Source organism: uncultured Aquimarina sp. (genome assembly GCF_947492115.1).
Lineage (GTDB): Bacteria > Bacteroidota > Bacteroidia > Flavobacteriales > Flavobacteriaceae > Aquimarina.
The window spans coordinates 31,887-58,839 of the sequence record NZ_CANLMM010000001.1 but is presented as its reverse complement, the minus strand read 5'-3'; the positions used below and the strand labels follow the sequence as shown (position 1 = coordinate 58,839).

Genomic DNA, 26,953 nt, shown 5'->3' with positions numbered 1-26,953 from the left:
TTAAAAAAGTAGTGTGCAAAAAGAATATCTTAGTGATATGAATAGGACTCGAATTTTTAAAACACTTATAATAACTTCAATATCAGCATCAACTATAATTTCTGGATGTAAAAAAGGCACACAACAAAGTAATTCAACAGGTACCGATAAACCAACAGCTCGTTTAGAAATATATGTAGATAGAGGGGCTTTTGAGTATGATAGTTTTAGTTTAAGAGATACCGTACTTACTTATCATCCATCCAAAGAAGGTTTTGAAAAAGATAGTACTTACTCCAAAAAAATAGTAAAACATATTTCCAAAAAACAAAAAGATAGTTTATTTGCTTATATCATTACACATAACGTATTGAACAGTTCAGATCACTACAGTAATGAAACAACAGATAATAGTCTTTTGGAAATTACTATTATACAAAACCAAAAGACCAAAAGAATATCCTGCGACGATTTTCAAAGAGGTTGCCCAGATAAAATTCAATACTTCGAGGAATTATTTATCCAATGGATAGAAGTAGATTTAAGACGAAAACTATTACCTGGATAGAATGTAATCCCATCTCCACTCTATCATTATTTATCCCATATATTATACCCAAATACTATTTTCTTCTCAAAAAAGGGTAACAATTTTATGACCATTTGTATCTAATAACAAAGACGTAATGTCATGGGGAAAAACACCCATTTTTATGTAAGAAAACGTAAAAATAACGTAGGTAACTACATCACTCATAAAAAATTAAGTATTTTTATATGAGAATAGTTAGGTACTATTTTTGATAACATAAAGAAGTCTATTATACGGTTCGATGTATCAATTTCTCCCCCAAATCGATTGAACCGTCTAAAATGTTAACTCAGTATACCAATCGTATACTAATATATAAACACGATAAAGAAAATTTCGTTAGTAGTATTATAGAATACAACCAACATAAATAACTAAATCATGGCGCTGCAATCAAACACTCAAATTTTCATAGGAGGAACTCCTATTAAAGCTTACAAAAGATTAATGCTTCATCAAGAGATTGATGCCCATCACGTTCTGGAACTAATCTGTAGAATGGATGTATTAGAAGGTGTTTCAGGAGAAATTGCTTCGGAGAGCAAAAATTACCTGGGAGAAATTATAACTATTAAAATAGCCTCTTTAGATACCGCTAATGGATATAAAGAACTAGAATTTAAAGGTATTGTAACTTCGGTAAGCAATACCAAAGGGTTTCATCAGCAAAATGGTGATATGGTTTCTATCAAGGCACATTCTTGTAGCATCATTACTGATGATGGACCACATTATGATTCGCATAGCGACGTTGGACTATCTGAAATATTAGATAAAACATTTCAAGGCTACGACAAATCAAAGTTGGAAACTACAATCAGTCCTAACAATTCAGAAAGCCTTCATTACAGTGTGCAGCATAATGAAAGTGCTTTTGAATATGCTAGCCGACTGGCGGCCCAATACAGCGAATGGTTCTTTTATGATGGAAGCAAATTAGTATTCGGAAAACCAGAAGATAAAGAAACTGTAGAGTTAAATTATGGCCATGATTTACAAGAGTTTTCTATCAACCTTCGTCCAACTCCAAATAACTTCAAATATTTCACGAATGATTATCTCACAGACGAGCAACATGAAATGACTACCGCTCAGGTGAATTCTGGAGTAAATGGTTTTAATGGGTTTACCAGTCAAAAAAGTGAAGCTATTTTTGCCAAAGAAACAAGCATCTATGTAAACTCATATTACGATCCACAATTAAAAAAGAGATTAGATACACACGTAGAACAGCAAAAGAAAGCTGCTGAAATCAGACAAGTTCAGGTACAAGGAGTAAGTGATAATCCAGGTGTTAATATTGGACAAGTCATCAAAATTAAAGGAGAACAAACCGATTATGGCAGTTTTAGAATCATTAGTGTTTCTCATAGTTCTACAGAAAATGGTAAGTACCAAAATAATTTTATTGGAGTTACAGCCGATTTAGATGTCTATCCAAATACGAATATGATGGCCTTTCCAAAAAGTGAATCTCAGGTAGCCACTGTTATGGATAATTCGGATCCCGAAGGAATGAGTAGAATAAAAGTGCAGTTCCCTTGGCAAAAAGCAAGCGGAGAAGAAACGCCGTGGTTACGCGTACTAACACCTCATGCTGGTGGTGGCAAAGGATTTCAGTTTACGCCAGAAAAAGGAGAAGAAGTAATTGTTGGATTTGAAGGCGGAAATGCAGAAAGACCATATGTGATGGGAGCTCTGTTTACAGGAGGTAGTAATGCAGGAGATTGGAAAACCGAGAAAAATGATATCAAAGCTATCAAAACGAGAGGAGGTCATACCCTATCCTTTTCTGATGAAGATGGGAAAGAAACGATTACCATAACCGATAAAAATGGCAATTCTATTATTCTGGATACCTCTAAAAAAGAAATAAACATTAGCGCTCCAGAAAAAATCAATTTTTCTTCTAAAGAGATTAATATCAATGCAGAAGAAACGGTTAATATCGATGGAAAAAACAATGTAAATGTAAAGTCCAAAGAAATTCTAAACGATGGTAGTTCTAAAGTTACTATCAATAGTGCTGCAAAAGTAGAAGTAGGTGCTCCGAGTACGCTTGTAGAAGGAAAAGCAGAACTAAAACTGACGAGTAAAGGGATGACCGATATCGATGGTACTACCATGACCAATGTAAAAGGAGGATTGTTAAATCTTAATTGTGGGTAATTAATCATGAATAATGAACACAATCCCATAGCGCAATTGATCACTACCATTCAACAAAAATGGATAGATGAGGTAACTCCAAATAATCATATACAGCTGGTAAGATGGTTAATTAAACCAGATCAAGCTAGACTATATGAGGGGTTTCTGCGTTTAGAATCCACTCCCAATGGTGGTTTACCAGATGTTCCTATTGTATTATTAACAGCTTTTGAAAATAAAGAAACTCATAGTAGAAATTTGATCAAAGATTGGATTGAAACTTTTAAAAAGGATCAAGAATTACAGAAAGAACTTAATGCCAGAGATTTAAAATTCGATTGGAATATTTCTGAATATGAGACCAAACTAGAAAATGAAGATACAGATTATGATTTTCTATTGCTAGAAATGTTAAGTACGTTCCAAAAAGCGATGCCGAATCCTCAATTGCATCTAGCATTGTCTTTGTATCCATATTCTGTAGAGGAAACCAAAGATTACGGAAAATGGATTGACCATTTGATACAGCTAGGATTACCGGATAAGGTTCGGATTATGTTTTTTGATTATGTAGATGAACGATATTTTGACAATCTCGTGAAAACACATTCAGATATTGCTAAGTCTTTAGCCGTTCCTATAGATTTACAAGGAGCTATTAATAAAATCGCTGCTGCAGGAGATCCTAATGATCCCGAAGTTCAATTTAGGCAATGTATGATCGAAATGTCTAAAAGCGTTACCAAAAAGAATTTACCACGACTTCATACCTGGGGAAAGAAAGGACTAATGATCACTCAAAAATCTGGAAATAAGTCTGCATTTGCTACTGCACATGTGATTTATGCGGGTATGCTTTTTAATTTTAAAGAATATCAAGCTATCGATGAACTACTGCAAAAAGCAATGGCTATCGCAAAACAAGGACTGTCTGGTGGAGAAGATAATTGCAAACCTATTATCGTGCAAACCTATGGATATCAAGCAAGCTGTAAACAATTACAAAAACAAAAGGATCTAGCAGCAGACTTGTTTTGTAAACAGGCCGAAACTTCTATAGAATTTGGCTTTGGTCCGCAAGCATTAACCGCTTGGTGGCTAGGATATAATGTGATTAAAAAAAGAGATAAAAAACGCTATGCAACTGTTGTTACTGAAGCGTATCAATACGGAGTTTCTTTAGCTCCAGAATTAATAAAATCAACTTGTATGGCATATATCGCAGCAGATTATTACAATCTATGCGAAAAGAATAGAGATCTAAACGAATGTGAATCTGTTGATGTTTTTATGAAAGAAATCGAAGGAGAACAATGGAGAACAAATGTAGAAGCACATCGTAAAGAAATGGAAAAAAAGAGTCTTTCAATTTTAAACTGGTTTTAGGTATGTTATTAGCTAGTAAACACTTTACTCCTGTCATCGGAATTGATATACATATCACTGTACTTCCGCCAGGAATTCCTACTCCATTACCCTATCCATATGTTGGAATGGTAATAGATCCTATGGATTATGTTCCTATTATTGGGTCTACGGTAAATGTAAATTGTGTACCAAAAGGAAATAGCGGTACAGCTGGTATGATCGGTACTGTGATCCACATACCGATGGGTGGTCCCTTTGCCATGGCTCCTATGATTGGGCATGATTCTATGAACTTTTTTGGAAGTACCAAAGTAAGTGTTGAAGATTCTTACTTTACACCTGCAGGATATATGACCATGACCTGTAATGATATTGGGATGCCATTATCTGCTACTCCAGGAAAAAAGATGAAACCTGTTCCTAGTTTATACTTGCCATCGTCGATGAGTATTCCTATGCCCATGGGAAAACCTGTAAATGTTGGTGGACCCTACGCTCCTGATTTAATGGGAATGCTAATGGCTCTTGTAATGTCTTATGGTTTTGGTGCCTTGATGAAAGGGGCTGGAAAAGGTTTGAAAAAATTAAACCATAAAGTATTAAAAAAGTTCCCTGCCACACAAGGTCTTAGTAAAAAGATGTGTAAAATGGGATTCGAACCGGTAGATCTCGTTACCGGTCGGATGGTATATGAAGGTGAAGATTTTAGTATTGCCGGACCAATTCCTATTCGTTGGGAACGAAATTGGTACTCAGATTCTGCCTATGAAGGCATTATGGGATACGGAATGCATTGCAATTATGACCTTGCCTTGCACGTAGATTATGATGAAGACAGTATTGTAATGCGTTTACCAGATGGAAGAATTACTTCTTTCCCAATGCTACTTGTAGAAAATGAATCTTCTTATAACAGAACTGAAAAACTAACACTCACCTTCATCGATGGTCGTACCTATGAGGTTACAGATCATCAAACACAACAGACCTATACGTTTACAAAATTTACTAACACGCTATATAAACCAACTAGTTTAAGAAATCCTGAAGGTTTCGAAATTCAATTTGTATATAATGCAGTTTATCAGTTAGAGCAAATCATTGATACTGCAGGTAGAAGGATTGATTTAGAATTAGATGAAGACAATAGAGTTACCGAAATAACAGCAACACACCAAGGAGAAACCAGAACACTCGTTAGGTATAGCTATAACCAAGAAGGAGATTTAACTGAACTCATTGATGCATTGGATCAAAAAACGGTGATGGAATATGAAAATCATCTAATGGTTAAGAAAACAGACCGTAATGGTCAAGCGTTCTATTGGGAATATGATGGGGAAACCACGGGAGCTAAATGTATCAGAACTTGGGGAGATGGTGGCATTTTATCAGGTAGTATCGAATATCATAAAGGATACAATATTGTTACCAATTCTTTAGAACAAGAAAGTATTTATTATTTCAACAATCTAAATCTTTGTACACAAGTAACCGATCCAATGGGAGATCATATTTTTCATGAATATACTCCATATATGGAATCGTATCGAGATATTGATGAAGAAGGGAATATAACAGGATATAGTTATGACGAACGTGGAAATCTTACCGGGTTACATCAGCCAGATGGTTCCGTAATTGGTTTTGTATATGACGAAAAAGACAGATTAGTACTTACCAAAGATCCAGCTGGTGGATCGGTAGTAAAAACCTTTGAAAAGGATCGTCTACATGCTGTAATTGGATTGGATGGAGGTGTTACTTCCTTTGAATATAATGAGCAAGGATTGATCAATGAAGTAAGAGACAATGCCGGGAATAGAACTAAACTTGAGTATGACGAAGATCATAACTTACACAAGTTAACATTGCCAAATGGCGCAGAATCTCATTGGGAATACGATGCTTGGGGTCGCTGTTTACACACTAAAAATTCTGAAGATCACCAGCAGCAATTCTTCTACGATGAATTAGATCGTATCTATCAAATAAGACAAGCAGATACCAACCTGGTTAAGTTAAAATATAACGCCTATGATGAGGTAATCCAAACCATTGATCAAAAGAAACGAGAAGTTAATTTTGACTATACTCCTATGGGAAGTCTCAAAATGCGAGAAGAAAATGGCAGGAAAGTATTTTTTAAGTACGATACCGAAGAACAGTTAAACACCATTACCAACGAGCATAATGAATACTATCGCTTTTCTAGAAATGAAAAGGGAGAAATCATTAGAGAAATTGGTTTTGATGGATTGACCAGAAAATATGATCGTGATCGCGCAGGAAAAGTATTAAGAGTAAATCGCCCAGATGATAAATATACAGAGTACGAATATGATTTTAACGGACGAATTACAAGAGCAGAACATAGTGATGGTACTTGGGAAACCTATAGTTATGACCTAAACGGTAATTTAACAGAAGCTATCAACGAACATAGCCATGTACAACTCATCAGAGATTCTGCGGGACGAATCATCGCAGAAAAGCAAGACGGTCATATTGTAGAGAGTGAATACGATGCACTAAGCAATCGCACAAACATTACCAGTAGTCTAGGTGCCAATATCGCCCTCACCAGAAACAAACTAGGGCTCATAGAACAAGTACAAGCTAATAGCTTTTCCCCTTCCGAAGGGGAAACATCCGACACTGTCGGATCAAGGGGTTGGACCGCACAATTTGCGCACAACAGTTTGGGTATGGAAGTAGAACGTATACTTCCTGGTGGTATTACCAATCATATAGAATATGATCATGCTGGTAGACCTATACAACACAAAGTAACGGCTGGCAATCGAGAAATGCGCCATCGTACCTATACTTGGAATGTAAATGACCGATTGACCAAAATGGTCGATGAATTAACTCGTGGAACGGTAGCCTATAGTTATGACGAGTTTAATAATCTGGCTAGTGCTCGATACGAAAACAAGCAGTTTGATTATAAACTACCAGATGAGGTGGGTAATTTATACAGAACAGAAGGCAAAGGTGATCGAAAATACGGAACTGGTGGGCAACTCTTAGAAGCTGATGGAAATACATTTAAGTATGATGCTGAAGGAAATCTAATCACTAAGATCACCAACAAAGGAAATTGGGATTATCAATGGTACGGAAACGGAATGCTACGATCCGTAACCGACCCTAAAAACAACACTACCCAATTCGAATATGATGCTCTAGGTCGCAGAACTGCAAAAATAAATTTCCAAAAAGGCTTCTCTCCTTATCAAGGAGAGATGTCTACCACAGGTAGACAGAGAGGTTCCATCACCCGCTTTGTATGGGACGGCAACGTTCCTCTCCACGAATGGAGTTATGATCTCAAAGACAGACCCGAACTAGTAGTAGATGAATTTGGAATGCTGGCAGAAAGTAAACCCGAACCTATAGAAAACCTGATTACCTGGGTTTTTGATGAAGGTACATTTAAGCCTGCTTCTAAAATTACAGCAGAAGACTCCTACTCTATCATTACAGACTATCTGGGAACTCCCGTAGAAATGTACAATAGTAAAGGTGAAAAAACCTGGCAAGTAGAGTATGATATTTATGGAAAAGTACGTAAACTTGTAAAAGGTTCATTGAACGATTGTCCATTTAGATACCAAGGACAGTATGAAGATATAGAAACTGGTTTATACTATAATAGATTTAGATATTATACACCAGATGAAGGAAATTACATTTCTGTTGACCCAATAGGAATAGCTGGTGGTTTCCAAGTCTACAAGTACGTTAATGATCCTAATAGATTAACAGATGGTTTCGGTCTTTACGCTGGTGAGGGTGTTCGAGATTTAGGCGTTTATCATTCTTTTTATGATGCTCAATTACCAAATAGCATGCATAATGCTTCTGATGCTAAACACTTTAGAGAAGGTAACAAACAACTTTTCGAGGCCATGGAACAAGATCCAAAACTTAAACAAACTATGATGAAGAAATATCCTGGTGTTGTTGATCATGTAGCTCCTGGTCCAAGAGGAGGCCATAAATCAACCTCACCTCCAGGACTTACCTGGCATCACAACGATAAACCAGGTGTTCTTGAATTAGTTGATAGAAATGATCATAATACATTCCATAAAGTATATCACCCAGATGGAAGTGGAGGAAAGAAAAAATGGGGTGGCGGAAGAAAGAAAAAACTTAAGAGAAAAGCTAAAGTTAAATGTAAATAGAAATAGAAGTATGATAACATACAAGAAATTTGACGAGATTTATAATGAAAGAAATAAATTACCAGAAGATGGGTGGATTTATATAAAAGAAGATGATTTTCAAGATCTAGAAACAGCTACTTATTTTGTTTTAGAAAATGAAGAAGATGATCCTGATGACTATGTTGAAACTGAAGATGATGTTGTTCCTAAAATTTTATTTGACATAGATAAATCTATAACTGGTTTAGTAGAATTTCATACTTTTAAGGCTATTTATGAAAACATGGAAAAATTGAATAAAGAGTTCGATCGAGAAGAAAAAATAGAAGCTCTTTATCACTATGTGGAAGAAGATACCTTTTTGTATTAAGAAATAATCCAATATTTAAAAAGCCGTTTTCTCAAAAAGAAAATGGCTTTTTTATTAATAACGCACAGCTATATCTATTTTAAAGTTTCTACATAAAGGTCTTATCAGGTTTTGATGATGTTCCTAGACTTAAAAAACCAAGAAAAGTAGTACCAACTTGTAAATAACAATTGTAAAAAATAATGAAAGTATTTAGTTCCGCTCCTGATGGAAATGAAGCTGCAGACCTTGCTCCAGCTCGATATTTTAACTTAGCCATAAAACAAATCTTAGAAATAGAAGAATGGATGCGAACGGCTAAACAAGCCGCACAACCTCTTTTAGTTCACATAGACGCATTCGTTTATTTCAGTAAAAAATATCCTGATATGGCTAAAAGACGTATTCGAAAAATAGATATTGATCAAGTTAAAACTACCTTTGATGATTGGTATGAAAGATGTAGCTCTAAAATTCCAGCAGAATTTAGAGATGGTATAAGAGAAAATGCTGATGAATTATTCTCTGAATTACAGAATATAGCTAATTAAAATAATAAATCATGTGGGACAGTAAACCATGGGATAATGATAGAGCTGCAGATTGGTTTGCCAAACTGATGGAACAAACTGATTTACCTTCTAAAGTAAGGAAAACTTTGTTACTACATAAAGAAAAAGACCCATATGGCGACAATACACCTATCTTAAGATCAGCTGTCTATTGTGTTCTTCAGTTTTGTCGAGTTTATGTATGGCCTATTAATGATTTAGATAATGATCTTGCACTAGCTATTGATGCAACTAAAAAAATTCTTACGGATCAAGAGTACTGCTATTCTGATGAAATCGTAGATGAGATCAATGCCGAATTATTAGAATTAAAACAGAGACTTAAAACGTAAAAATCTTATTATTATATCTCTTTATTACTGAGTAAGAATATTCCTTGTTTCTAATTACTAAATAGTAACTCACAAGGAATTAAAAAAATAAACCATTTTATCGAAAGGTTATAATTCTATATTATTATACCATGACCTATTATTAATTAATTTGTATAGTTCTTAATAATATTCACTATAAAAATTTAAAAGTTGAGGTAAAATGACTTTAAAAGAAATCAGACATGTTTTTAAAAACAATCTAGGATCTTTTAATGAAAGAAAAGAACAAATTAAGTCTGTTTCATTTTCAAAAATAAATTGGAGTGATTCTTATTTAGATTTCACTCCATACAGTTCAGCAATAGATCAATTGGAACAACCTAAAGTTTACAATGAAGAAAAAACAGCTTCAATACAAAATCATTTTTTAAATAACAAACTGGTATATAGTTTCCGTAATGAAAATGAAAATTGGGGAACGGTGTTTATTGATTATGAAGATGATAATACGATTAAATGGTATTTGTATTTAGAAAACTACGATCACGATATAGTGTTACATCAAGTTAAAATAGCTTATTATAATAATGATAGAGTAGAAAAAGTTTTATCATATTTGATGGATGAAGATGAGGAAACATTTATGCTGGATTGCTACAATTACAGTGAAAAAGGAAAACTTGAAACTATAACCAGAAATGGTTTTTATGAGATGGAATCCAATATTTTACCTGAAAGAAAATTTTACTTTGAATACAACGAGCATAAAAAGGTTAAAATTCACTCACAGCAAAATATCGCTAATGAAATTAGAAGAAACTTAATATATGATGGGGAAATATTAAAATAACACTATTGGTTCTGAGAATGAATCCAGAAGAGTTTTACATTTTTCATCATAGATAATCACTCCAAATACTTTTAAAAAAACAGCATCTAATTATCACATCATCACCTTATTTTTAAAAGATATTTCATTTTCTAATCTTAGTTCGATATACTATCTTAGAAGCATTAATACACCAATCATGAAACATCTTAAAATCTACCATTTATTCTTCCTTATACTATTCCTGCCAATTACGCTGATTGCTCAAGAAGCTAGCGAACCAGAGTACATAGAAACAGAAGCAATCATCAAAGAAATTAATTTTAAAGTAAGATCTAGAAGATCTTCCGCTACCGCCAAAGTATCGTACGAAACCAAAGAAGGTGATAGCCTTACCAGTACCGTAAAACTAATGCATATCCCATTTATTGGTCCCTTAGATAGTGAAGGAGATCGAATAACTATACTCTACAATAAGGAAACTCCACTTTTATTAACTACCAAAAGTGGTTCGTTCTGGCAATCATATGGGTTATATATCCTTATCGGTTTTGGGATCATCATACTTGTATATCGTTTCATAAAACGACCCAAATAAGCTTGTTTTGTAATCTGTTTTCGTTAAAAATTTAATGCGAAAAATATTTTAACCACCTCTATATAAGAACACAACCAACAATTAATCTAGTATTTTATTAATAAAGACATGGGGAAATATTAGTTTTTATTAAATAAATCTGTGTCATTCTTGTGTTTTAATTATTCTGAAGAAAATTTCTTTATCTCAATCAATTTTGTAACTTTAAAAAAAGAACTACCATCCACTACTTATGACATTAAACACAAACGAATTTAGTTTTTTCACTGAAAAAACACTTTTGTTTCTTATGATTTTTGATCAAAAAGGAAACGTTTGTGAGGTGAATAAAAGATGTGAAATACTCTTTAAACTTCCTAAAGATGAAATCAAAGGACAATCCATCTATAATTTTCTTTTAGATGATGAAGAGTCCGTATTTAGAGATACAATTTCCCTACTCTATCAAAACCAAGAACAAATAAGCAAAACTTTTGGTTTTGCCACTTTAGCTTCAGATACTATTCTATATATTAAGTTTGATTTGATCTATAGTGAAGAAAGAATATATGCATTTGGTATTGATGTAACTCGAGAACATGAAGAACACAGGCTTCTTACAAGTTTATCAAGTTTAACCAAAACTGGAGCTTGGCATTACGATCCTATCAATGATAATGTATATTTTTCTGATGAATGTTATCACTTGCACGACCTGGAAGTCGGTACTTCTTTAAATATGCTAGAGGCACTTCATTATTATCCCGAAGCCTCTAGAGAACGTGTAAAAAACTATTGGGATAATCTCATTGATCATGGGGTTTCTTATGATTATGTAGATCAGATAATTACTAAGAAAGGAAATAAAAAGTGGATCAGAGTCATAGGAGAAGCCATAAAACATAAAGATAAAGTTATCTTCATCAATGGGTGTTTCTCGGATATTACTGAACAACAAAATTATGTAGAGCAACTCAAATATAACGAGGAAACTAAGAAACTTGCTCTTAAAGGAATACGATCTGGATTATTTGATCATGAAATAAAAACTAACATGGTTTTTTATAGTAAGGATTTTCGCAGAATGTTAGGATTACCGATAGACACTGATTTTGTTCCTGAAGCAGCCTTTAGAAAAATGATTCACCCAGAGGATGCTGAAGAGGCGATGGAAAGACATAAAGCTAATCTTCAAAAAACAGGATATCATTATTTTAATCATTATCGTCTGAAACATCTCGATGGTCAGTACAGACATTATGAAGTATATGGTTATCGCAAAAAAAACAATAAAGGTGAGACTATTCGTATGATTGGAAATCTGATTGATGTACACCAGAAAAAATTAAATGAACGTACAATCATTGAAGATAAAAGTAGATTGGCTGCTATGGTAAATAATGGTTTTTCCTATACCATTTTGCTTAACACAAGTGGCGAAATTTTAATGGCAGATGAAGACTCCATCAACATTATCAAAAGAGATTTTAACATCGATCCCACGACTACCACATGTCGCTTTATAGATGTGATGCCTGTAAATTTTAAAAGTACTTTTGCCAATGAGTTTAATGAAGCCTTAAAAGGTAATACTGCTAAAAAAGAGATAGAAAGAACAACTCGCAAAGGAGCTGTACAATGGTTAGAATCAAAATACACTCCAATAAAAGATGAAAACAATAGTATTAATGCTGTTTTAGTAAGTTTTCATGATATCACAGAACAAAAAACGGCAGAACTCGCCATTAAAGAAGCGCATCTAAAAGAACAGGAACTTAGTAATCTAAAATCAAACATTCTTTCGAATTTCAGTCATGAAATTCGCACACCACTAAATGGTATTATGACCATATGTAATATGCTATTACTAGAGGAAGAAAACCCTGGTGATCGGAAAAAGCTAAGTGCGTTTTTGGATGAAAGTAAAGAACGTTTGCTTGCTACCATCAATAATCTATCTCATTATAGCGAAATTGAAACCATACAAAAAAATCTGAATTATGTGGAAGTAGATATGAACTATACAGTAGAAACTTCATTTAGAGAATATCGTCATTTTGCGAATTCTAAAAATTTAGAGTATATTTTAAAACTCGATGAACGTTGTCCATCTGCTAATATAGATGAGGATATTTTTAGCACAGCACTTAACAATATCATTCACAATTCTATAAAATATACAGATACGGGTAAAGTGATGGTAAAGGTGAAGGATGAAAAGTCGACAGTAAAAATATCTATTAAAGATTCTGGGATAGGAATAGGGAAAGACAATCTAAAAAAGATATTTGATCCCTTTATACAAGAGAGTATTGGTTTAAGTCGAAAGTATGAAGGTACAGGTATAGGTTTAAGTTTATCTAAAAGATATATTGAAATCTTGGGAGGAAAAATTAAAGTAACTAGTAAATTAAACCAAGGAACTAAGTTTGTGATTACAATTCCGAAAAACATATGAATATACTTTACGTAGAGGATAATAAAATTAACGCAATGGTGATGAATAAGATGCTTACCAAAAATGCATCTAATGTGGTTATAGCTGAAAATGGGCCATCTGCCCTAGAAATTGTTAAGAAATCTTCTCTAGATTTAATCCTGGTAGATATAAATTTAGGACTTAATCAAATGGATGGGTGTGAGTTATTAAAACGATTCAAAAAACTAGAGTTACTTAAAAACACACCAATATATGCTGTTACTGCGTATGCTATGCCTGGTGATGCCCAAAAATTCTTAAAGCTTGGATTTGACAAATATTTTTCGAAACCCGTAAACTTCGAAAAGTTATTATCGGCTATTGCCAAAGTACAGTCAAGAATGAACAATAAAAAAAGCGAACATTAATAATAACATTCGCTTTTTAAGAAATATGATTTAGTAATATTTTCTATTTACTGCTGCTCATAATCAGCATCCCATTCCGTTCCATCATCACCTTTTTGACCATCCATTTTGATCATAAAGTTCTTAGCTGGGAAATAAGGTTTCATATGAATATCCAGATATACTCTATCTTTCTGATTCGGATCTTGTTCGAAACGCTTGATAGAAAAATCTTCAATTAACTTGTCTGGACCAGTAATACCATCCAAAAACTTCACTATTTGTCCCATAAGTTCTTTACGAGTTCTAGCATTAAAGTTTTCAAAAGCTCTTCTATTTAAGAAGTCCATTAAAACTTTGGTCACATAATCAAACACCCTAACTACAGAATATGTTTGTAATCCTAGATTATCTCCATTAAATAAAGTTTTAGCAGAAAAAGCCATTACTTTTCCATACTCATTTACCATTGGCACTAATCCAAGCTTTTCTAACTGTGCAATCTCACTCTTCTTAAGGTCAAAACGAACACCATCTACTTCATTAATTCCACCATGTTTCTTACCAGCAGCCACCTGAGACATTAATGTTCTATATACTTGACCTGCTAATGCACTTGAAGGCGGAACAAAAAGATCATCTTCCTCTCCTACCTCATCATGCTTTCCGCGTCCTACTAACCAGTTACAGGTCATCATTACATTAGATCTGTATTTATCTCCACCTGTAAGATTCGCAGCTTCAAACATTTCCATTACATCATCTGGTTCATCAAGATGCTCAAAATCTGTAATCATCATTACCTTATTCTCATGAGCAATTTTAGCCCATTTCTCTACAACCTTATTAGAACCTAAATAACCAGGTATCACAAGAATACCATAGTTATCTCTAAGATCTAAACGGTCATATCCTTGTACTAGCTCTTCCTGAACTGCATCAATAAATCTAGTATTATCCAGATCTTTCAGCTGCTCAAGCTCAGCATTCATAATATTGATATTTTTTACTTTCTGCGATTCTGTATTCTTAAAGAATAAAGCAACAGATCTATATGATTGTTCTAAATCTCTTGTCTGCTCTAAAGCAGCTCCTAAATTTCTTTCTAAAGATTTACCAGCAATTTCAGAACGCTTTTCTGATTCTTCTACCATTTCTGATAAATCATCCGAAGAAGAAAGAACATCTCTCCAAATTTCTAATGTCTTCTCTAATTTGGCTCTTTCTAATTTTTTTGTAGACTCAGTAAGAAAAATCTTTTTACGTGCCTTACGATCTGGGTTCATATTCTGAACGTCATCTATACATGACTCTAAAAGATCAAAACCACCATATCTAGCTAATTTCTCTTCATTTATTTTTAATTCCTTTGCTGGATTTTCTATTTTAACACTCTCTTGAGCTTGTTTTCCTGCTGCCATAAAATGATTTGTTTATCCTTTTTAATCTTGTTGTAACTCTGCTAATAATGATTGTATCGATCTAATTAACGCTGCTTTTGCATCTGGATCTGCCAACGCTGTTTTTAAGATCTTATTTGATTTCAGTTGTTTTACAACCTTTAGATACTGATCTTTTTCTGTATCTAAGTCATTAAGAAATTTACTTTGATTGGTTATTCCTTTTTTACCAAAATCTCCTAAATTATTGAATTTCAACATTTCTTTACTTTCAACACCATCAGCATCTTCAAACTCCACCTCTACTTCAGGTTTATAATTTTCAAATACGTGATCTATAGAAGTTAATCCACTTACTATTTGTGGTTTTATTGGTTGATCCTGAGTTAATTTCTGAACAAGAAGTGTTTTATTCTGTCCGATTTCCAATATCGCTTCACTGGCATCTGTTTTTACCTCTGTTCCTCCTAATCCATATGTGTTATTGCTCATACTTTCTCTGAATAATGATTGTGAATTATAAATATACTAATTTTATCGCAGGATACGATTTTTATTCGTATGTCCACTGCATTTTTTCATCTTTTATATCTAACTTAACGTTACTTCCTTTACCTATCTTTCCTGTAATCAACATTTTAGATAAAGGACCTCTTAAGTCATTTCTAATCACCCCACGCAATGGTCTTGCTCCATATTTGGGGGTAAATCCCTTATATGCTAAAAATTCCTGAGCTGCTTCTGTAAGCTCCAAAGTAACTTCTTGCTTATTCAATGCTTTGTGCAGATCCTTTAATTGAATATTGAAGATCTTCACGACATTCTCCTTAGTAATAGGAGCAAAAGGCACTATTTCAGTCAACCTTCCCAAAAATTCAGGTCTAAAATGTCTCGACATGATTTCTAATAAATCAGAAGATGCAGGAATTTCTCCATCCGTGAAAGATTTCACCACATGTTCACTTCCTATATTAGAAGTAAAAAGGATCACAGCATTAGAAAAATCTCCAGTTTTACCTAGCCTGTCATTTAACTTACCTTCATCCAAAATCTGAAGAAAAATATCAAATACAGAAGGATGTGCTTTTTCTATCTCATCAAACAATACTATCGAATATGGTTTTTGTCTGATCTTATTTACTAATAAACCTCCTTCTTCGTATCCAACATATCCTGGAGGTGCTCCATATAAAAGTGCTGCCGAATGTTCTTCTTTAAATTCTGACATATCGAATCTAATAATAGCATCCTCTGTCTGAAATAAGAACTCCGCTAGGGATTTGGCTAATTCCGTCTTACCAGTACCTGTTGGTCCTGTAAAAAAGAAAGAACCTATAGGAAGTCCTGGTTTGCTTAAACCTGATCTTGATTCCAGTACCGCTTCAGAAATTGTTTTAATAGCATGATCCTGACCAATCACCCTTTTCTTAAGGTGATCTTCCATATTCAATAAACGTTCCTTTTCATCTGCCTGAAGTTTCCCTACTGGAATACCTGTTTTATTAGCAATAGTAGCAGAAACATCATTCTTATCTATAAAGGTTTTTTCTTCGGAAGCTTTCTTAAAAAAGCGATCCAAAATAGAAACTACTTTAGTTTTGTAATTCTCAAAAGTTTCTTCGCCTAGTATCATCTCTTCCTCTCCTAATTCGGTAAACAAAAGATAACTGAACTTACTTTTGAGATTATTATACATCCAACTTATAGAATTTACCTTATCGGATTCTTCTGTCTTGTTCTCTCCTATCTCCTTAACTTCCTTTAACAAGGATTCTACATTATTAGCTGTAGTTTCTATCATATATCTAGAGGCAGACATGGTCCTGTCTATAAGATCTATTGCCGCATCTGGAAGACTTCTATCTTTATTAAATCTTTTAGAAAGTCTAATAGCTTCTGCAATCGTCTCGTCAATAATATCTAACCCATGATGCTTTTTATATTTATCAATGGTATTAGAAATCATAGTTAATGCATCCTGCTCTGAAGGTTCATCTAGCGCCACAATTTCAAATCTTCTGGCAAGCCCTTCATCCGTTTCAATATGCTTTCTAAAAGCATCATTCGTTGCTGTAGCAATAAAAGTAACTTCTCCTTTAGCCAATTCAGACTTTAAGATATTTACTAAACCTTGATTACCACTATTTTTATCTGTTAAATTATTGAGTTCATCAATTAATAACACTGGCTTATCAAACTCTTTCAGTGCAGCTAAAATCTTCTTAAATCGATCTTCGACTTCACTTTTATAACTAGCACCGGAAACCAGATTTATAAAATCTAATTCGTATATCTGAGCCTCTTTTAATCCTTCTGGAACATTACCATTAATAACAGCTTCCGAAAAACCATCTAAAAGAACGGTCTTACCAACTCCTGGTTCCCCCGTAATTAATACATTAGGTTTTGAATGTCTTCCAAGGATTTCAGTAATCATTTTCACTTCTGCATCTCTCCCAAATACATCGTCTAATTGTTTATTTTTAGCAGCAAAAGTTTTATCAATACAATATTCATCTAATATTCCAGCGTCAACTTTTTTCCCACCAGAACTTTCTAATCCATTTTTAACAACCTTATTTCCTGAAGTAGATTTACCTTGACTTGCAGCGATCAATACTTCATCTGCTTTCAATGGTAACGTTTTTAATTGCTCATATGAGAACCCTACTCCTGGAGTACATAAAGCGATCAAAACTGCATGTGGAGTTATCTCATCAGTTCCTAACTTAAGCTTTAATGTATCCGCTTCGTTAAAAACAGCTTCTATCGATTTATCGCCCTGTATTGTATCGGGCACATTTACTACTCTTGGAAGTGCTTCTATCCTAACCTCTGACCATTCTTCATAATAATAAATATCACCATCGATTTGATTAAAAAAATCTTTTAAACCTACATCTTTATGTAAAAGTGCTTTTAATAAATGAGCAGCATTATATTCATCATTATGATATTCTTTAGCGATCGATTGCGCTATGTGAATTGCGTTATCAACTTTTGATGACAATTTGTAGTCTAATATTTGCATGAAGTTGGTTTTTCGTAAAGTAAATAAATAACCTAATAATTAGCAAAAAATTATATCATTGCTGGCTCTAAATTACCGTATTTACGTAATACCAGTTAATATTTTGTTCAAAATTAACCGATTATTTACAATACGAATCAAAAGTAATACATAGAATAAGAAATATTTACCTCGTTTTTGGGTAAGTATTGCCCCCTGTTTTCAGGTATTTTGTAGATAATTTAACGAATTTGGGTGAATCTAATCCCTAGTTTTTTCTCAAGTTCCCTTATAGCTTTGATTTCTTGACGTACTATTAATGCTAATGATAAGCCAGTTTTACCAGCTCTGGCAGTTCTTCCACTTCGGTGTGTATAATACTCTATTTGATCTGGTAATTGATAATGCACTACAAAAGCTAGATTAGCCACATCAATTCCTCTTGCAGCCACATCAGTAGACACTAATAATTCCATAGTACCTTTTTTAAAAGCTCTCATTACCTTATCTCGGTCTTTTTGTGTCATATCACCTTCTAACAAACCAACTTCATAGTTCTTTGCGATTAACTGTTTTGATAGCTTTCGTGCTGCGGCTTTTGTTTTGGTAAAAATAATACCTCGTTGTTTTTTATGAGATTTCAAAAAATACGTTAAAGTGTCCAGTTTATTTATTTCTTCTCCTACAACAAAGTGATGATCGATACCTTTATTTACTGCATCTTGTTTATCCACCGAAACTCTAATCGCATCTCTACTTACATACGAGTTTATAATTTCGTTAAGTGCAGCAGGCATAGTTGCAGAAAAAAGCCAAACATTTCTTCGTCCTTTGGTTTTACTTAGAATTGTTGTAAGATCTTTTTTAAAGCCCATACTAAGCATTTCGTCTGCCTCGTCTAAAACGACTGTCTTAATTTTAGAAATATCAACCGCTTTACGCTCCATAAGATCTATTAATCTACCAGGAGTAGCTACAATAATATGAGTGGGTCTTTTTAATCTGGATATCTGTATTTCTATACGTTCTCCCCCATACACAGATTCGGTATAGATTTTTTCTGTATACTTAGTGAATTTAAATAACTGCTTAGCTATTTGCTGGCCTAATTCTCTGGTAGGAGCTAGAATAAGAGCTTGGACTTCTTTTTTGTTAGGATTAATTGCTGCCAATAATGGAATACCAAAGGCCGCTGTTTTTCCAGTTCCTGTTTGAGCCTTACCGATAAAATCAACATCTTCATTAATCAATACAGGTATCGCTTGTTCCTGAATTTTAGTGGGAATAATAATTCCCATCTCTTTTAGACCTTTATTCAAATTTTTAGGAACACCTAACTCGGAAAACTTCATGCTATTTTTTGACTACAAAAATAGATGAATATATTCATTGCCCAATAAAATTGAGAAAATACCTTTTAGTAAGTAAAGTATACTAACAAGAAATACTCATAAAGTAATCGAATAATTGTTTCTTAAGCGTAAGTCCTCTTTTATGGAAATGTGACTCATCCATACAGAAACCACCAGAACAGTTAAAGTCCGCTCCTTCATCTGAAGAAATAATATCTATTAATGTGAAACTATTTGAATGTAAATCACCTTCATGATGTTCATGGTGTCCATGACTGTGTACTCCATTACACTCTTTGTAGGAAAAAACTTCTTTCTGTGAAAAATTAGTAAATGGCACTAAATTGAATTCGTTTAAATCAGTTGAATGAGTTGTAAAAGTACTATTTCTTTCTTTTAAAAGATCTTCTTGAGAAAAGATATAATTAGTTGTAAATACAAAAACAAATAATAAAGTGAAGCGTAATAGTTTAGTCATAGGGGGAGATTTTGGTTCGTCAATACAAGTTCAAATTAAAGCATTACCTTAGTATTTTGTCGGAAAATCTTAACAACAATCCTTAAAAACATCGGCAAAATACACAAAAACAAGATTAAGTGCAAAAAATCTTAAAACTTTAACACTATTTTCTACAACTTTTTATCAACACAAGAAAGTGAAAACCGTAATTTTAATAAGAACTAGAATAAAGTAGCTCCCTCAGAGGAGTGATTCGGTAAGGTCAGTTGGCTTCCCAATTCTTTATTTAAAAGTTCAATAAAGTACTTAGAGAGTAATGGAGATTCTTTTTCCACATTTTGATGCACAAAAAAATGAATATCCTCTATACCTTGTTCCTTCCAGGATTTTAGTCTTTCTACCCAAACATCTAATCTTCCGTAGTCTGTCTCATGATTAGCTCCTACATAGCGAATGAAAGCCTCTTTATTTGTAAGTCTCATATGTAGTAAATCTCTTCTACCTGCAGAATCGGTAATGATGTTTGCTATGTTATTATCTTCTAAAAGTTGATATAATTCATTTGCTACCGAATCATCATTAAACCAATCGGTATGTCTAAATTCGATAGCCAAACGTAATTCTTTCGGCCATCGCTCTACAAAACTCACTACTCTATCGAAATATTTAGGTGCAAAATTACTATGCATTTGTAGAAAAATAGTTCCTAACTTTTCTTTTAAATGAATTGCACTCGCCAAATATTGATCTACATAAGGTTGTACATCATCGTTTAGCCTTTTAAGATGAGATATATTTTGAACTAATTTAGGGAAGAATTTAAAATTCTCTGGTGTTTTATCATACCATTTTTTAAACTGATCTTCAGGAAAAATTCTATAGAAAGTAGCATTCAACTCAATGGAATTAAATTGTCTTGAATAATACTGTAATTCATCTTTGGTTCCTCTCGGGTAGAAGCCTTTTAAATCTTGTTTATTCCATTTGGCACATCCCACATAAATAGAAATTTCTTTGGATATTCCTTTTTCCAAAACTGTTTTGGTATCCTTGTGATCTTTGGGTAACATAAAATTGATTTGCTCAGGATGCTCTACTTTACCAAACTTCATAATTATTTTTTTAAAATATCTTGTAAATAAGTGTAACAAAAATAGGTTTCGAATGTCTAACTTTACAGTAACAATAATAAAAATTTAACAATGAATACTTTAAAATCACTAATCGTAGCTTTAATTATTGCAATTATTGCTCCAGCAAATGCGCAAACTGCTGAGGAAATTGTTTCAAATTATCTTGAAAATACGGGTGGAAAAGAAAATTGGGAAAAATTAGAAGGAGTGGAAATGGTTGGCGTTATGAAAATGCAAGGTATGGAAATCCCATTTGAGCAAGTTTCTACAAAAGATGGAAAACAATTGGTAACCATTGAATTACAAGGTAATCGTATGATATGGTCTGCTTTTGACGGAACTACTTCATGGCAAAGAAATCAAATGACGATGGAAGCTGAAAAAAGTGATAACGAAGCAACGGAGAATATGAAAAAACAAACAAAAGATTTTCCCGATCCATTTGTAAACTATAAAGAAAAAGGATACACCGTAGAATTAGTTGGAAAAGAGACTATTGATGGTACAGAAACTTTTAAAATCAAGATGACTAAAGATCCAATCGTTGTAGATGGACAATCTACTCCAAATATTGTTCACTATTATTTTGATACTGAAAATTTTGTTCCTATTATCATGGAAACACAGGTTAATGCGGGTCCTATGAAAGGTCAAACAGTTAAAACATCTATTAGTGACTACCAGGAAGTAAACGGAATGTACTTTCCGTTCACTGTTGGTAGTGACTTTACTACAATGAGTTTCAAGGAGATCAAGTTAAACCCTGAAATTGATACTGCTAAATTTGCTTTTCCTGAGAAAAAATAATTCATAAAAAAAAATACAATCCCCATTTGTTTGGGGATTTTTTTCATTTAAACACAAATCAATCAAGAAAATTATGAATAAAAAATTTATAATTACTGGGCTTAGTATTCTATTTTCTTTAGGAATTCAGGCTCAAGATATAGTTCTAAAAGGCAAAGAACTTTTTGGTAAGTTAGAAGCGCGCCATATTGGTCCTGCGCTTATGAGTGGTAGAATCATTGATTTAGAAAACCACCCTACCAATGATAGAATCATCTATGCGGGTACTGCTGGTGGTGGAGTTTGGAAATCATCTAATGGAGGTGCCAGTTTTGCACCTATGTTCGATGATTATGCACAATCTATAGGTGTTGTATCGATAGATCCCAATGATCCTGATAATACCGTTTGGGTAGGAACAGGAGAAATATGGACAAGAAACAGTGTTTCAATTGGAGACGGTATCTACAAAACAACTGATGGAGGTGCCAATTGGAAAAAAATGGGACTTGAAAATTCTGAAAGAATTAGTAGTATTCAAATCAATCCAAAAAACTCTAATGAAATATATGTGGGTGTTCTTGGTGCGTTATGGGGAGATAGTGAAGACCGAGGTGTTTATAAAACAACCGATGGAGGAAAAACATGGAATAAAATCCTTTATGTTAATGAAAGAACTGGTGCCAATGAAGTAATTATGGATCCAAAAGATCCAAATACATTATACGCATCTATGTGGGAATTTAGAAGAACTGCCTGGAATTTTAATTCTGGTGGGTCTAATAGTGCTCTTTATAAATCTACTGACGCAGGGAAAACTTGGAATAAAATCCATAATGGTTTCCCTAAAGGAGATTTAGGAAGATTTGCTATTGCAGTAGCTCCGTCTAATCCAAAAATTGTATACGCTGTAGTAGAAAGTAAAGAAGATAAGGGTTTATATCGTTCTGATGATGCTGGAGCTAGTTGGAAGCTGCTTAATGGAGATTTTGGACTAGTAGTAAGACCTTTTTATTTTGCTAGAATTGTAGTTGACCCGAAGAATCCGGATATTGTAGTTAAAGGTGGATTATCAGGTTCTATATCCAGAGATGGAGGAAAAACCTTTAAAAATCTTGGTAATATGCATTCCGATATTCATGATATTACTTTTGATATCAACAATTCAGATCGAATGTATGTAGGAACTGACGGGGGTGTTTATAGAAGTTGGGATGGTGGCGCTACTTTAGATATAGTAGACAACTTACCGCTATCACAATTTTATCAAATCAGTGTTGATAATGAAGAACCCTATAATATTTATGGAGGATTACAAGATAATGGTTCCTGGTATGGGCCTTCATCTTCTCCTGGTGGTATAGAAGCTCGTGATTGGAAACGTGTTGGAGTTGGAGACGGTTTTAGAGTTTTAAGACATCCAACTAAAAAAATCATCTATTCAGAAATGCAAGGCGCTCAGAACGTTTGGAGATATGATATCGATAAAAACAGCACTAAAAATGTAAAACCACTAGAAGTGAAAGGAAAAGCTGACTTGCGATTTAATTGGAATGCTCCTATCGCGATTAGTGATCACCAACCGGATAGATTATACATAGGTAGTCAATTTTTACATATAAGTGAGGATATGGGAGATAATTGGAAAATCATTTCTCCTGATCTTACTACTAACGACCCTACTAAACAAGATAAAGAATCAGGTGGTATTTCTACCGATAAATCTGGTGCAGAAACTCATACGACAATATTTACCATCGCAGAATCTCCGTTGGATGAAAAAATTATCTGGGTAGGAACCGATGATGGTAATGTACAAGTTACACAAGATGGCGGAAAGACTTGGACCAATACAACTCCTAACCTGCAAGGAGTACCTAAGAATACTTGGGTATACCATATAGAAGCTAGTAGTCATACTAAAGGAACTGCTTATGTTGTTTTTGATGGTCACGCTCAAAACGATATGAAACCTTATGTTTACAAAACATCAGATTTTGGCAAGACTTGGAAATCATTAGTTACTGATGACATTATAGGCTTTGCAAGAAATATACAAGAAGACTATGAAAATGAAGATCTTCTTTATTTAGGTACCGAATTTGGATTATTTATAACAATAGATGGGGGAAAGAATTGGTCTCGATTTACTAATAATATGCCTGCAACTGCAGTTCATTTTATAGATTTACAGAAAAAAACAAATGATCTAGTATTAGGGACTCATGGAAGAGGTGTTATTATTATTGATGACATCTCACCATTAAGGCAGATTAATCAGGAGGTTCTTAAAAAAGATGTACATTTCTTTACTACAAAACCAGGTATTATAAAAGAAGAAGGTGGTTTTGGTGGTGGAAGTACAGAACTACAATTTGTGGGAAGCAATCCATCTTCAGCTGGACAGATTATATATTATTTAAAGAAAAGACATACGTTTGGAAAAATGACCTTGTCTATCCAAGATAATCAAGGGAATGAAATCGTTTCCCTTGTGCCTGGTAAATCTAAAGGAATTAACATTGTAAATTGGAACTACAGAACTAAAGCTCCGAAGGTAGCAGCGGGTAAATCTTATACTGCTGGGGGATTTACTGCCCCAAGAGCTTCTGCAGGAACTTACAAGATAGTACTTAAAAAAGGTAAAAACTCCTATGAAAGTTCTATAACGGTTAAAAATGATCCAAATTCTGAAGTAAGTGATACCGATCGTGCTGCTCAGGCTAAAACTACAAAAGAACTTTACAATGATATGGAAGAACTTGCATACGTAGTATATCAGATTAATCAGACAATTAACAAAGCTGAAAAGGTTAAAAAAGATGATCCTAAATCAACTAAAGTTTCCGATGCTTTAATCAAAGAGTTAACTACTCTTAAAGAATCTCTGGTAGTAACAACTGGTGATAATTACGTTGCTGAAGCTGAACCTCAATTAAGAGAAAAGCTTGCACTATTATATAGTGAAGTTGCAAATTTGTATGAAAAGCCTTCTTCATCTCAAATTGAGAATAAAGGTGTATTAGAAAAAAGATTAAATGATGCTAACGCAACCTATCAAAAAATAGAAAGCAAACAATTGGCTAAATTCAATAAGTATTTAGAAAAAAATAGTATAAAGCCAGTTGAAATGAAAACTAAAAAAGAATTCATTAGCAAATAATATCATTTATCTATCGAATTACAAGAGAGCTCCACAATGGAGCTCTTTCTTATTTATAAATGTTCATAAATGGTTTAAAACTCTACATATACTTCTTAATTTTGGATAAAACTATTCAGTATTTTTAGTAAACGCTCTTTATTATGGAAAACAGGGAATCAAATTTACTGGCGATTAGGCCTCAAATTTTAAATGCCAGAGTGACTGAAAATATGTCAGAAGACGAACAATTTCAGAACAAGACTATTCGGCCCATTATTAAATTACAAAATGAATTATTAATTGAAGTGTTTAGAAATTACATCAAAAAAAGAAAAAACACTTTTTATGAATTATCTGTTGAAAAAAGACTGCTTTACATTGAAAATGCAGTTCAAAAAGATATGAAATTCAGAAATAGCCTTAAAGGAATGATCATTGGTCAATTTACTGTCGATGAATATTTGATTTACATTAAAAATTCATCCGCATTGAATAAAAGAATGATGAATATTGTTAGAGAAAGATTGCAAAGTAATCTTCAGTTACTAGAAAAACCTCTAGCGGTACATTAATAAAAAAAAGAGCGAATCTAATTGATTCGCTCTTTTTTTATCTATAAAAACTAGAAGGATTTAGTTGCCTCCCTCTAAAGCTTTTAACTTATTTTTCATATCCTCTGCCTTAGGATCATCTAATTGGTAGAAGATTTGCATTAGCGTTCTAACCGCTTCTACATTATCAGGCTTAGATTGTAGAGCTCCTTCTAAATAAGGAACAGCTTTTCTATATAAATCTTGTTTTTGTTTCTTAAGAACATCAAATCTTTTATAATCTGCTGCAGAACCACCAAGACTATTCATTTCTTCATTTAATGCAGTTTCTCCACTTAAAATAATCGCAGCAATATTAATTTGCGCAGAACTATAATCAGGCTTAATCTCCAATGCCTTTTCATAGTACTTAATTGCTTGCTCATTATCTCCTAAACGAGAAGCACTAACTCCTAAGTTATATAAAAGGTTTGGATTTTCAGGATCATTAGCAACAATTGCTTGCATTAACTCCTGATACTTTTCTAAATTACCTAACTTATAGAACATGTTCGCTTCTTCTTGCATTAAAGCAGGATCGTTAGGATTCTGAGCCTTTGCAGCTTCCATAGCTTTTATTGCTTCCTCATCTTTACCTTGTGTAATGTAGATAAGTGCAATGTTTTTAGTAATCTCTGCTTGTCTCGACTTCGTCTTTGTTACTTCTGGCTTAATATGTGTACCAGCTTTTACAGAAAAATCTCTTAACTCTTTAGATTCAAAAGGATCTACCTCACCAGTTTCTTTATTCACTGCTGTGTATTTGTTCTCAATACCTTTATAACCAACCTCAATTAACTCGTTATAGTATTTTAAAGCATTGTCATAATCCTTTCCATTTACAGCATTAGAAGCCGCAAAGTAAAGATATGCTGTATCTTTTTTCTGAGTCTTATACCCTAAGTATAGCTTTTCTGCAGCGGCTAAATTATCTCCTGCATTCTGGTCTGCTACTGCCTGCTCTACTAGAGATTGGCGTAAGGTTTGCAATGCAGTATTCGCTTGAGCTGAAAATTTCTTTCCTCCTGAAGCTTCTTCAATCTCTACCACTTTAGCGTAAGCATTAGCTGCTTCTTCAAATTTAGTTAGAGACTTATCTGGAGAAGCTGCAGTAGCTTGTCCTTTTAATAAATAATATTGCGCTTTAAGCTTATCTTCTGCAGTTTCTATTTGCCCTTCTGCTGCTTTAAGTGCCTCATTGGCAACTTCTAAGTTACCAGACTTTAGTGCCTTCTTTGCAGCATTTAAAGCTTTCTTTTGTGAAAATCCTAGTGCACTAACTGTTAAAAAAAGTGCCAAGATAAATTTAGTTCTCATTACTCGTTTTTTTATGGGATTCTTT

At 33.6% G+C, this 26,953-nt stretch carries 21 protein-coding genes; 14 read left to right on the top strand and 7 right to left on the bottom strand.

Annotated elements, in window-relative coordinates; all coding sequences use genetic code 11:
• Window positions 1-13: 13 nt before the first annotated feature.
• The 11 genes from Q1A73_RS00265 to Q1A73_RS00215 all read left to right on the top strand — a co-directional run bounded on the left by Q1A73_RS00265 (window position 14) and on the right by Q1A73_RS00215 (window position 13,756).
• Window positions 14-547 carry a hypothetical protein gene (locus Q1A73_RS00265; protein WP_299600190.1) on the top strand — a complete coding sequence of 178 codons (534 nt, stop codon included), beginning with the start codon at window positions 14-16 and terminating at the stop codon, window positions 545-547.
• A 405-nt stretch (window positions 548-952) separates the two neighbouring features.
• Window positions 953-2,740 carry a phage baseplate assembly protein V gene (locus Q1A73_RS00260; RefSeq protein ID WP_299600187.1) on the top strand — a complete coding sequence of 596 codons (1,788 nt, stop codon included), beginning with the start codon at window positions 953-955 and terminating at the stop codon, window positions 2,738-2,740.
• A 6-nt stretch (window positions 2,741-2,746) separates the two neighbouring features.
• Window positions 2,747-4,108 carry a hypothetical protein gene (locus Q1A73_RS00255; protein WP_299600185.1) on the top strand — a complete coding sequence of 454 codons (1,362 nt, stop codon included), beginning with the start codon at window positions 2,747-2,749 and terminating at the stop codon, window positions 4,106-4,108.
• A 2-nt stretch (window positions 4,109-4,110) separates the two neighbouring features.
• A complete protein-coding gene (locus tag Q1A73_RS00250) occupies window positions 4,111-8,286 on the top strand; it encodes a DUF6531 domain-containing protein (protein WP_299600182.1) in 4,176 nt (1,391 codons plus the stop codon).
• A 10-nt stretch (window positions 8,287-8,296) separates the two neighbouring features.
• On the top strand, window positions 8,297-8,638 hold the full coding sequence (locus Q1A73_RS00245; protein WP_299600180.1) for a hypothetical protein: 342 nt from the start codon (window positions 8,297-8,299) through the stop codon (window positions 8,636-8,638).
• Window positions 8,639-8,820: 182 nt separating this feature from the next.
• Window positions 8,821-9,168 (top strand): hypothetical protein, encoded by a 348-nt coding sequence (locus tag Q1A73_RS00240; RefSeq protein WP_299600177.1) that lies wholly within the window; start codon window positions 8,821-8,823, stop codon window positions 9,166-9,168.
• Window positions 9,169-9,179: 11 nt separating this feature from the next.
• Window positions 9,180-9,521: a hypothetical protein gene (locus tag Q1A73_RS00235; protein ID WP_299600174.1), complete on the top strand. Its 342-nt coding sequence runs from the start codon at window positions 9,180-9,182 to the stop codon at window positions 9,519-9,521.
• Window positions 9,522-9,723: 202 nt separating this feature from the next.
• Window positions 9,724-10,353: a hypothetical protein gene (locus Q1A73_RS00230; protein WP_299600171.1), complete on the top strand. Its 630-nt coding sequence runs from the start codon at window positions 9,724-9,726 to the stop codon at window positions 10,351-10,353.
• A 178-nt stretch (window positions 10,354-10,531) separates the two neighbouring features.
• Window positions 10,532-10,930, top strand: coding sequence for a hypothetical protein (locus Q1A73_RS00225; protein WP_299600168.1), 399 nt, complete (start codon window positions 10,532-10,534; stop codon window positions 10,928-10,930).
• 232 nt (window positions 10,931-11,162) lie between these two features.
• The gene (locus Q1A73_RS00220; RefSeq protein ID WP_299600166.1) at window positions 11,163-13,367 is read left to right on the top strand and encodes a PAS domain S-box protein; all 2,205 of its coding nucleotides are present in this window, start codon (window positions 11,163-11,165) and stop codon (window positions 13,365-13,367) included.
• Window positions 13,364-13,756 carry a response regulator gene (locus tag Q1A73_RS00215; RefSeq protein ID WP_299600163.1) on the top strand — a complete coding sequence of 131 codons (393 nt, stop codon included), beginning with the start codon at window positions 13,364-13,366 and terminating at the stop codon, window positions 13,754-13,756. Before Q1A73_RS00220 ends, Q1A73_RS00215 begins: the two co-directional genes overlap by 4 nt.
• Window positions 13,757-13,803: 47 nt before the next feature.
• Here Q1A73_RS00215 and Q1A73_RS00210 read toward each other — a convergent pair whose 3' ends face one another.
• The 6 genes from Q1A73_RS00210 to Q1A73_RS00185 form a co-directional block, all read right to left on the bottom strand.
• Window positions 13,804-15,156 carry a DUF5458 family protein gene (locus tag Q1A73_RS00210; protein ID WP_299600160.1) on the bottom strand — a complete coding sequence of 451 codons (1,353 nt, stop codon included), beginning with the start codon at window positions 15,154-15,156 and terminating at the stop codon, window positions 13,804-13,806.
• A gap of 21 nt (window positions 15,157-15,177) precedes the next feature.
• Window positions 15,178-15,627, bottom strand: a complete 450-nt coding sequence (locus Q1A73_RS00205) for a hypothetical protein (protein ID WP_299600158.1) — start codon at window positions 15,625-15,627, stop codon at window positions 15,178-15,180.
• 61 nt (window positions 15,628-15,688) lie between these two features.
• Window positions 15,689-18,166, bottom strand: a complete 2,478-nt coding sequence (locus Q1A73_RS00200) for an ATP-dependent Clp protease ATP-binding subunit (protein WP_299600156.1) — start codon at window positions 18,164-18,166, stop codon at window positions 15,689-15,691.
• 221 nt (window positions 18,167-18,387) lie between these two features.
• Window positions 18,388-19,497 (bottom strand): DEAD/DEAH box helicase, encoded by a 1,110-nt coding sequence (locus Q1A73_RS00195; RefSeq protein WP_299600153.1) that lies wholly within the window; start codon window positions 19,495-19,497, stop codon window positions 18,388-18,390.
• Between the two features lie 82 nt (window positions 19,498-19,579).
• Window positions 19,580-19,975, bottom strand: coding sequence for a hypothetical protein (locus tag Q1A73_RS00190; protein WP_299600150.1), 396 nt, complete (start codon window positions 19,973-19,975; stop codon window positions 19,580-19,582).
• A 203-nt stretch (window positions 19,976-20,178) separates the two neighbouring features.
• Complete coding sequence (locus Q1A73_RS00185; protein ID WP_299600147.1) at window positions 20,179-21,069, bottom strand: DUF72 domain-containing protein; 891 nt, start codon at window positions 21,067-21,069, stop codon at window positions 20,179-20,181.
• Between the two features lie 90 nt (window positions 21,070-21,159).
• Here Q1A73_RS00185 and Q1A73_RS00180 point away from each other — a divergent pair, with 90 nt between their 5' ends.
• The 3 genes from Q1A73_RS00180 (at window position 21,160) to Q1A73_RS00170 (ending at window position 25,593) form a co-directional block, all read left to right on the top strand.
• Window positions 21,160-21,897, top strand: coding sequence for an outer membrane lipoprotein-sorting protein (locus Q1A73_RS00180; protein WP_299600144.1), 738 nt, complete (start codon window positions 21,160-21,162; stop codon window positions 21,895-21,897).
• 73 nt (window positions 21,898-21,970) lie between these two features.
• Window positions 21,971-25,039 carry a hypothetical protein gene (locus Q1A73_RS00175; RefSeq protein ID WP_299600141.1) on the top strand — a complete coding sequence of 1,023 codons (3,069 nt, stop codon included), beginning with the start codon at window positions 21,971-21,973 and terminating at the stop codon, window positions 25,037-25,039.
• A gap of 143 nt (window positions 25,040-25,182) precedes the next feature.
• Complete coding sequence (locus Q1A73_RS00170; protein ID WP_299600138.1) at window positions 25,183-25,593, top strand: glyoxalase; 411 nt, start codon at window positions 25,183-25,185, stop codon at window positions 25,591-25,593.
• Window positions 25,594-25,653: 60 nt separating this feature from the next.
• On the opposite strand, the gene Q1A73_RS00165 is transcribed toward Q1A73_RS00170, so the two are convergent.
• Window positions 25,654-26,928 carry a tetratricopeptide repeat protein gene (locus tag Q1A73_RS00165; protein ID WP_299600135.1) on the bottom strand — a complete coding sequence of 425 codons (1,275 nt, stop codon included), beginning with the start codon at window positions 26,926-26,928 and terminating at the stop codon, window positions 25,654-25,656.
• Between the last annotated feature and the right edge of the window lie 25 nt (window positions 26,929-26,953).